The organism is Accumulibacter sp. (assembly GCF_023806625.1).
GTDB lineage: Bacteria > Pseudomonadota > Gammaproteobacteria > Burkholderiales > Rhodocyclaceae > Accumulibacter.
This window is the reverse complement of record NZ_JAMTDX010000100.1, coordinates 1-10,099: the sequence shown is the minus strand read 5'-3', so window position 1 is coordinate 10,099 and position 10,099 is coordinate 1. Positions and strand designations below refer to the sequence as shown.

At 61.3% G+C, this 10,099-nt stretch carries 2 protein-coding genes; both read left to right on the top strand.

The window, feature by feature from the left end; genetic code table 11:
- The first annotated feature begins 141 nt into the window (after positions 1 to 141).
- Positions 142 to 3,567, top strand: a complete 3,426-nt coding sequence (locus NFW05_RS16280; RefSeq protein WP_295309357.1) for a hypothetical protein — start codon at positions 142 to 144, stop codon at positions 3,565 to 3,567.
- Positions 3,564 to 9,485, top strand: coding sequence for a DEAD/DEAH box helicase (locus tag NFW05_RS16275; RefSeq protein WP_295309354.1), 5,922 nt, complete (start codon positions 3,564 to 3,566; stop codon positions 9,483 to 9,485). Before NFW05_RS16280 ends, NFW05_RS16275 begins: the two co-directional genes overlap by 4 nt.
- Positions 9,486 to 10,099: the final 614 nt, after the last annotated feature.

Genomic DNA, 10,099 nt, shown 5'->3' with positions numbered 1-10,099 from the left:
TTGCCTCCAGCCGCGGAAAATTGGCTTCGCGCTGCGAGTTTTGCAAGAGGCTCCCATGGATAATGAAATCCGACCAAGTGGCCGGATGCCATACCGAATCCCGTTATGAAGCCCTCACACAAACGTTTGGAACCCCGCGAGATGAGCCTGCAAACGTTATCAGTCGCCGAAGAACAGCTTCTGTCGAGGATCAAGGGCAGCGACGTCCCCTTCCTCGGATTGCTCCGCGACTTCCTCTCTCCCGCGATTCAAACGACCATCGAGCTCCTGACCCTCGCCCGACCCACGGTCGAGCAATACCGGGAATACTTGGGGCGGCATCCGGCTCTGTTCTCCGTGAACCTGACGGCACACGTCATGGAGGGGATGGGCCGGGATGGTCATTTTGACTTGTACCCCCACGTCGAACGCGCAATCGGAACAGATGTCCCACTAACGCAATCAGAGCGCGAGAGTTTGTGGACAGCCTTCCGCAAGGCCATTCAGTCACTCGGCTTTGAAGCTTCCCCCAGGAAATCCGGCAATCATTACATGGCGACCGAGTACCTTCGCCAAGTAGGGGTCCCGCTGGCCTTCGCTGACGACCTGGCCGAAAGGATGCTCAACTTCGCAAAGCGTGTGGGGCTGCCCGACCAGGATGACCCGGAAGCCATTAAGAGCTGGCAACAGGCACTGCAAGCCCTCCTCAAACCGCCTTTCAGCGTCACCGCGCAAAAGGGTGTCACGCTCGACACGAAGGGCTATTACACCCAGGTCTTCCTGCGGGTCTACCACCGCGGAGGGCAAGCCGACGAACAGGCCAATTCAATAGAAAGGGCCATGGCTCGAGCCTTCCAGAAATACCAACCCGAGCATGGAGGGATCCTACGGCGGGCCCAGCTGCCGTACCTGATGCTCAATGACGGTCTGCTCGGCATCTTCATCCCGGGCGGCGATGAGCGTGAGCACGAGATCAGCGTGGATGGCGAGGTTCGGGTTCATCGATCCGGCATCGAAGACGCGTTCGTGCCGCTGAAGCGTGTGCTAGCCCGAGAAGTGGAAATCAAGGACCGGGCAAGGCAGCAAGCATCGACCTGCCGACTATGGGAGGACAAAAGGCCCAACCGCTTGCTCGTCTTCTCCGACTCGGGGCGCTTCAAGGTCGCCGCACAGTTGAACCAGCCCGACCCGGTCCTCCTTCCGCCAGGCCAGTACACCTGCCTGAGCCGGTTTTGCCCTTCAGGATTCGAAGCCGAGGCATTGTGGGACGATCCTTCGCTCTACGCCCTCACGCTCGACGTTCTGCCAGGCCAGGTCATCACGCTCGCGAACGGTCCAGCCGCGCTGACGATACAGGGAGAAAGCCAGCCCTATTTAAGCTGGAGCGCGTCCAGCAGCACCACCAAGGAAGGCACCGAGCTTCGCTTTGGGGAACTCAAGCTTCACGTCGAGTTTCCTGCGGAGTGGTCGCCGTTCTCCGGCCGGCGCCACGTCCTCCGTCTTTCGTCGAGCGGCTCCGCCAGGCAGCTCAGGCTTCCCTTCGAGCTCGACGACTCGAACACGGCGGAAATCAACCTAACCGCCGCCTTGCAGGCGGATTGCTGGCCCTCTGGCCCGAGCCGACTGCTGGCCGAGATCTCGCGTGCAGACGAAGCACGTTCGCTCATCCGCAGCGCCATCCTCTACTGGCACGGCCTGACCGAAATCCGGCGAGGGATGACGTTCATGTGCAAGGCCCTCCCCGCGAACCTGGAGCAGGGCCTGAACGAGAACGTCCGCATCGACGGGGACATGCTGAAGCCTCGGGACAGCCTGGCCAAGACATTCAGGCTGGTCTTCAGGCTTGACGAGCGTCGGCACCAGGTACTCACCTGGAACGTCCCGGGCATATTCATCGAAGTCGAGAATGACCCGGACGGCGGGACTCCTGCTCGTATCAGCCGCCCGGTTGGGGCCATCGAATCCGTATCGCTGACTTCGAACAAGCAGCTTTTCGTTAGCGCAACTGACCCGGGGACTCTCTCCATCGGAGACTGGTCGCTTCGAGTCGATTTCTCGAAGTACCCGACAAAGCGACTCTCCGCGTCGCTCCTTGCCAGCCGCATGACGCCACAAGGGGCAACGCTGACCTACCTCAGCGACCGATCCGGCATCCCGGTCGCCCTATTGCGGCTGGTCCAGCCACATTTCGTGAGGCGCATGACGACCAAGGTCTACGCAGGCCAGTTCGTCGTTCGCTTTCTGCTGCCACGGGAGTTGCAAGCGATCAGGGTAATCGCCGAGGACGTCGTTTCAGGACATGATATCGACATTGTCATTGGCGCCAATGCCGGCAATTGGGCTCACCATCGATTCGGCAAGGCCCAGTTCATGTGCCTCGATGCCGACGAAGGTAGCTACGCGGCAAGCGTCCTCCTTGACCTTGAGCTCTGGCCGGCCGGCGCCTGGGTGTTCCGCTTTGACGGTCAAATCGACGGAGCATGGGGCCACCTCGAGAACGAACGGCAAGACCTGTTTGCGGCCGGCCTCTTGTGCAACGACAGAGGGGCACCGGTCGGCGTCGAGCAACTCCTAGGGTGCCTGACGGACCTGACCGACCTGGAATCCCTGGAAGTCCTCCGGCGGGTCCAAGCGGCCATGCACCCTTGTTATGCGCAGGAGGCATGGGACACCATGCAATGGCTGACCGCCATGTGGCATCAGCTGCTGAGGGCTTGGAGCGGCCGCGAGAACGAGGCGGTAACGGACCTCGTGGACCTTGCCGCCGCACGACCACCGGAAGACGCCCATCCGACCTGGATGCTGCAGCTCAATGCCGCAGCGCAGGACCCTCGCATTTACGCCTTGCCCGCGCGCGAATATCGGCAGGTCAACCTGAAGCCTTACCCGCTTGTCGAGGCCTTGCGTGCAGCGTCCGAACTCGAACGGCAGTATCCCTTCGTCTTTCCGGACCTGATGCACCTTTCCGCGGCCTCTGCGTTTAAGAACTTTGCCCAGATGGCCCAGGGGGCGAAGCCCTACGGATTCGATCTCGACAAGTACGTCGAGGCCCTCCAGCAGACGAACGACCAGCTCGAGGTCTCCCTCAAGCTGGAGAACGATGCCTATCGACCAGGCGCAGGTGACTGGCTGGGGCCGGTCCATTACAGGTTCGCGTGGCGAGCGCTTGAAGCGGCATACGACCGCACCTTGGGTGGGAACGAGATCCGGCGTGGCCAGGCGATCGGGCTCTGCCGATTCTTCCGGCAGCGCTTCCCTAGCTTCAATCACGATTACCACCGCCGTTTGGTCGGGAAGAGCCCCCACATCGTTCCTTGGCCCTCGCCCGACGACGACAGCGTGTCGCCAGAAGTTGCCCAGAAGCGGGAGAACCTCGCCCAGTTCTCGCACCTGTTGTCGGCGCTTGCCTATCACTGCCGACTTGGCTCCCGCCAGCCCGGAAGGCTCGATGAATTCATCGGGCTGCTTAAGACGTCGGCGATTCCGGTCGCGGCGTGCCTGACCTATCTCCTGCAGGTTGGCGAGGCGATGTTCGCCTACTACCTCCTTCTCTGGGAAATCGTGCAAAAGGCAGACGAAACGCTATGAAAGACACCAACCCGATCGACCTTGTTGAAGACCTCAAGACGGTCCTTCAGCGCTACATAGCGACGACACTGCCCATCAGCCGCAGGTATTCAAGGCTGGGATCCGCCTTCCGGGACATCCTCGCCGAGCAGACACTGGTCGAGGGGCCGTACGTGGAGGCGCTCCCCGACTTCGAGAAGGGCCTGTCCCTTGAGGCGCTGCTCAAGAAGAACGGTGGTTTCGTGCATGACGCACTGGGCTGCCTTCCGACGGCGGGTCGGAAACTCCACCTGCACCAACAGCGTGCGATGGAGCTGGCATCGCGCGATGGCAAGAGCCTGCTCGTCGCGACGGGTACGGGTAGTGGCAAGACGGAGACCTTCCTCTATCCCATTGCCGACCAGCTGCTCTCGGAACTGGATCCAGGACGGCCAGGCGTCCGCGCGCTGCTGGTCTATCCGATGAACGCCCTCGCGAATGACCAGCTCTATTACCGCATCGCGCCGCTCTTCGGACGATACCTCAAGGACCAGGGCATTACCTTCGGACGTTACACGGGGCAGATAAAAGCGAAGGTGAAGCGCGATGAGGAAGAGGCGCGTCTGCTGAACAACAGCAAGTTGATGGAGGCGCTGGGTCACCCCGACCGCATCCCGTCTAACTGGCTTCTGACGCGGGACGAGATGCTCAACAATCCCCCCAAGGTGCTCATTACCAACTATGCGATGCTCGAGCACCTTCTGCTGCTTCCGCGCAACGAACGCCTCTTCTCGGCCAACGCCCTTCGCTTCATCGTACTCGACGAAATTCACACCTATCACGGTGCCCAAGCAACGGAAGTGGCTTTCCTGCTTCGGAAACTCAAGAACCGGCTCCACATTGAAAAACCCCTTCAGGTCTTCGGGACGAGCGCAAGCTTGTCGGATGGAGAAGGCGCCGACGCCAAGCTCAAGGTTTTTGCGGTATCCCTCTTCGGCGAGGAGGTGCATGAGGTCGTTCGCGGAAAACGTATCGCCCATGAGCGGCTGCAGTGCAAGACCTTGTCCGAGTTCTCAATGAGCGCCACCGAATGGTGCAGCCTGGGAGAGGTTCTCGAGGAGATTCTTGCGCAACCCGAAGAGTTCCGCACGGATGACGTCTGGAACAGTTACCTTGAAGGGAAGGCACTCCTTCGCGTCGAACTCAAGTGCGAATCCGGCGTCCCCGTTCCTGTATTCCTCGAGGAGTCGTTTTCCCGAAATCGGGAAGTACGGCGTGTCGCCCAGTTTGTCGACAACGGAGGCGTCAGGAGCTTTCGGAGCCTTGCCCTCCTAGTCTTTGATTCTCCAATCGAGAGCGCGCCGGACGCGACCAAGTACCGCGCACTCAGTGCCGTCATCCGGCTCGGCATGCTCGCCAGGAAGGACGAGAACAATTTCCCGCTGCTTCCGGGTCGTTACCATCTCGCGGTCAACAGCATCGAGGGCGTTGCCGTGCTGCCCGCGGCAAGCGATGAAGGCTGGTCGAAGGTAAAGGCCGCAAGGACCCACAGCGACGAGTCGGGACAGTATTACCCCATGCTCACCTGCCGCAAGTGCGGCCAGCCTTACCTGGAGGGCTTTGAGGAAGGCGGGCACCTCTTCAATCGTCAACCGAGCGACCGGGAAACGCGCGCAGAGCGCCGCGTGTTCTGGCTCGGCACCCCCGTAGGCCATGTCGACGATGAGGACGACGAGGTTGATGCGAACGCGCCAACAGACTATCCAAAGTACTGGCTGGACGTTAAAACGGGCGAGTTGGCGGCACGGGACGGTGCGGTCCCCCTCTACGCGATCCAGACCCAGCACGACGAGCAAGAGAAGGCTTGGTACGTGACCAAGTGTCCCGCATGCGGGGGGCGTTCTTCAGGCGCCGACGCCGAGGTGGTCACGCGCATGCACCCGGGCAACGAAGCCTTGGGAAGCGTGGTGACCCAGCGCGTGCTGGAGTCGCTTCCGGCAGGCGTGATCGACCACTATGACCCCCGCCCCGCCCAGGGGCGAAACCTGCTGGCCTTCTCGGACAATCGCCAGGACGCGGCATTCTTTGCACCGTACTTTGAGCGAACCGCGGCCGACATTGCCCTGCGCAGCGCGATTCGCAACGTTCTGAAGGAGCGGACCTCGTTCCTTACCACCTTGCAGCTGGCCGAGCAGATCTACCAGCACTGGCAACGGGACGGCCAGCAGGCCATCTTGCTGGATGCCGACGGTGATATCCGCCACGACCACCAGGATGTCCTCGGGATCCTTCAAGGGGCGATCGGCAACGAAGTTTGCACGCCAGGAGGTCGGCGCAACTCAGTCGAGGCCCTCGGCGTCCTACTCGTGACCTACGATGAACCCCGCCTCCGCCTGCTCCTGCAGAAGGTCCCGACGTTCTGGCCAGCACAATTACCCGACGACGATCGCAGCGTATCTTCGCTGGTCCATTTGCTCCTGGAGAACATTCGTCGCGAGCGCGCCCTGTCGCGCTTTGCCAAGGTAGCACTCTCGGACACTCACGTCTGGGGCATCTACAGCGGCCACCGTTCCTTCGACCTCGATGGTGGAGACGACACTGTCAGGTTCAAGTGGGTCCCCGCCGCCAATCGCCACAATCGCCGCAGTTGGTACCTCGTCGAGCAGCTTGGCTTGCCGAGAGAGGATGCGGTCGCCTTCCTGCGCAAGTTCTGGGACGCGCTGGTGAAGCCGCCGATTGCCTTACTGGAGCGCCACCAACCGGGCTTTGCCCTCAACGGCGACCTGATCCGCTTCGCCAATGGGGAGAAGGCGACGCTCTACGCCTGCAAGAGCTGCGGCTTGATGCAGCAGCATGTGGTCGCGCACAAATGCACTGCCTTCAACTGCCGGGGCGAAGTCGAAGAACTGGGCCAGGACGAACTGGCTGTACTCCGCCAGCGCAACCACTATCTTGCTTCTTACGAGGAGGACAACCACGCGACCATCCGCGCACGAGAACACACGGCTTCTCTTTCCACGGAGCTGCGTGAGACCGTCGAGCGCGAGTTCGCCGAGCGAAAGGTCAATCTCTTGAGCTGCACCACGACCATGGAGATGGGGGTCGACCTCGGCGACCTCGAGGCGGTCGTCAACCTGAACGTTCCCCCTGGCATCGCGAACTACCAGCAGCGCACGGGCAGGGCGGGACGGCGCGCCCAGGCGGCACCCTTCTGCGTCACGGTGGCCCGAAACACCAACTTCGACCAGGCCGTCTTTCGGCACTTCCCGGACTACCTCGCCTCGAGTCCCGGCACCCCGTTCATCCACCTCGAAAATCCGGAGCTCTTCAAGCGTCATCAGTTTTCGGTGCTGCTGTCGCACTACCTGAGGAAACGGATCGCCGACCATGACATCAATGCTCCGTCGCTGAAGCACGTTTTCGGAGAGACCTTCACCCGCGATGGCTTGCGAGCCTTCACGGATGACCTGTACCAATGGCTCGAGTCCGTGGATGGCGGGGCTGCCTCGAGCGAAGCGGAAAGCCTGTGCGATCGCCTGCCGGAAGGCATTCGAATGATCGGCGCACGCGGGCCCTATCTGCGCACGTCGTTTCTTGCCGCGCTAAGGGAGTTCGCCGAAGAGGTCTGTGATCGCTTCGCCAGGTACGCGGAAAAGATGAAAGAGGCCGCCGCGGCAGACGACTTCAAGAAGGCCTCGTACTGGCAGCGAATGCGCGATGACTTCATGAACCAGTTTCTCGTGAATCAGCTGTCCCGCCGCGGACTGATTCCGACATACAGCTTTCCCGTTCACTCGCTCAACCTCGAGGTGCTTGGTGAGTCGGGGGTATCCCACTTCGGCTCGCAGTCCGATGTCGTCCTCTCGCGCGATGCCTCCCTGGGCATTAGCGAATACGCCCCGGGTGCCGAGGTAATCGCCAACGGCCGCATCTGGGAAAGCACGGGCCTTGCCCACTACCCCAAGGCGTTCATGCCCGAGCGGTGGTATGTAGCTTGCCCGGAGTGTTTCCACGTCGACGTCGGGGATACGCCTGACGAGATTCCACCGGCCTGCAGCAATTGCAGCTCGACCGAGGGTCGCAGGAAACGCAAGTTCATCGAGCCTCACGGCTTCGTGACCAGCTTTGCGAATCGTCGGGGCCGTGACCCCGGCAGCAGTCGACGTCGCGTCAAGGCAGCCGACGAGGCCAGACTGATTGCCGCCCCGCGCGACGACGCTTTCGAGGAAACCGACCTCCCCTTCCTCTCCTCGGCGCTACTTACCACCAAGTCGACGGATGATTCCGGCCTGAAAGGCTCCCTCTTCATCGCCAACCGCGGCGCATACGGTGAGGGTTATCACCGCTGCGCATTGTGCAACTACTGCGAACCGATCAAGCCGCGCAGATCAGTCCCCAAGTCGCCCGGCAAGAAAACCCCTGCCCCCGCCGAACCGAAGCTTGCCCACAAGGATCCTCAGACGGGCCTTACTTGCAAGAACGATAGGGTCTCCAAGATTGGGCTCGACTTCGTGCACCAGTTCGATACCGACGTCCGGTTGTTCCGCTTCGTTCACCCCTTGCCCGACCCGGAGTCATCCGACGTTTCACCCCGGCGTTTCCATGAACGCCTGGCCAGGACGATATCCGAGGCCATACGGCTCGCGGTCACGAGCCTGCTCGAACTCCATCCAGGCGAGGTCCGTGCGATCTACCGGCTCTACGGTGCGCAGGGCAACCGGCTCGAAGTCATCCTCTACGACGGTGTCCCAGGTGGGGCCGGCTACTGCGCCCGAATCGGCTCGCCTGGGTATGCCTTCTCGGCACTGATGGCGGAGGCGCAAAAGCGCCTGAATTGTCCGGCTGACTGCGAAGCCGGTTGCAGGGTGTGCTTGTGCGACTACAGCAACCAGCATTACTGGGATGCCTTCGAGCGCAAGATCGCCTTGGCCTGGTTGCGCGAGCTGCACGACTGCGCGACAAGCGGGGATGCCCCGGGCAGCTATGTGCGCTGGCGCTCGCCTAGCATCGCGGGCCTCGCAGAGCGCTTTGCCAACTGCGAGGAAATCAACCTGGTCGGCCGCAGCCTGATCAGCGTGTCTGGCTTCTCCGACGAAAGCCTGGGCCAACTCATCACATGGCTTCAAGACGGAAAACGGCTCAACCTCTACCTGGCGAACAAGCTCGACGAGAAACCGCGTTCGGAGGCGCCCCTGACCGCCTATCGCAGGCTGCATCCATACGCACTCGATGGCCGCCTCAAGATCTTCGCCCTGTCCGACGAACTCGGCGAACGCTGGGAATCCTTCCCCCGCGTATTTGCTGGGACCGCCCTGAAGTCGCCCGTCGTTCGGCAACACTTCGCCAGTCAAACGCTCCTTGAAAGCCTCATCGCGGGCCCGGCGGACCTAGGTATCGTCGATGAACGTCTTCAACCTGAGCTTCATGCGCTCATCAATGAGTCGACATGCTACGGCACCACTGCCCTACAGGAAGGCGAAAAGATGTCGATGTGGGAACTGCACGAGGGTGAAGCAAGGTCGCTAGAAACGATCTTCGCCCCCTTGGTAAGTGCCCACGTGAAGGTCATCGAGCTCCGCGACCCCTATTGCGGAGCCCAGCACAACGTCGGGCGGCTCGAGGCTTTCCTGCGGTTCGTGAAGGAGTCGGCGCAAACGATCGAAAACATCAAGATCCGTTGCCGAGAGAACAAGGATCGCGATGGCTCCGTCGAGTTCTACCTTGATATCGACCGACGTGTCGACGAGCTGCTGAAAAAGATCGGCTACACGAAGTACGACGTCGAGGTCCTGACGCTCAAGCGCGGCGGGAAGTCCTTTCACGACCGCGAAATCGACATCGTCACGGTAGACGCGGACGGTTGCGAGGAATCCCATCGCTACTTCCTGACTGGCGGCGTCGACCTCCTGATGAATCAACGCGCAGAAACCCGCGTCTTTTACCTTCGAATCGAGACCTGAGGCCTTATCCGTGTCTTCGGGGACGCCTGTATCCGCACACGGTTAGCCTCACAGGCTGAAACCCCCAGCGCCGAGAACTTGCCGTTTGACGCGCTGGAACTGAGAGGTGCGAAAGACGAACACCTCGCGATCTACGCATCACGACGCCTCGACGCCATCCACCAAACCGGCAGCCCCCTTGGTCCCGCTGACTGCGCTGACCGCCCCTTCTTCGCAAACGCGCATTGCGAGATAGAGCGACACAGAAGAGATACCCCCTGCAACCTGTTCCTCATTCTTAGCGTGTATCGAACCGCTGAAAGCAACTTCTTTCACCGGGGGATATCGATCGCCTGGTTCGGTTGCACTCTCTTGGTCTGACGCCGACGCGCCGCACGATGGAGGCAACACGTCGCGGCAGCTCATGAATGTTCAGCGGTCATTCATGCGGACGTCCTTCGCAACACACTAAAGTCTGCAACTGGCCGATTGGGTGAGGTCACCAACGGCCGCTTTGTAGAGTTCCAGTTCGCAGAGACGGGATTTGGCTGAGCGGCCGCTCAGGAGCGAGCTGACTGGCCGGATTGGGTCGGTAGGGTGAGCTGGAGATTTCGGCAACCGGTCATTCCTATCGC

Excerpts from the sequence above, each read along its gene's own strand:
- NFW05_RS16275 (WP_295309354.1), top strand. The coding sequence starts at position 3,564 with ATGAAAGACACCAACCCGATCGACCTTGTTGAAGACCTCAAGACGGTC.
- NFW05_RS16280 (WP_295309357.1), top strand. The coding sequence starts at position 142 with ATGAGCCTGCAAACGTTATCAGTCGCCGAAGAACAGCTTCTGTCGAGG.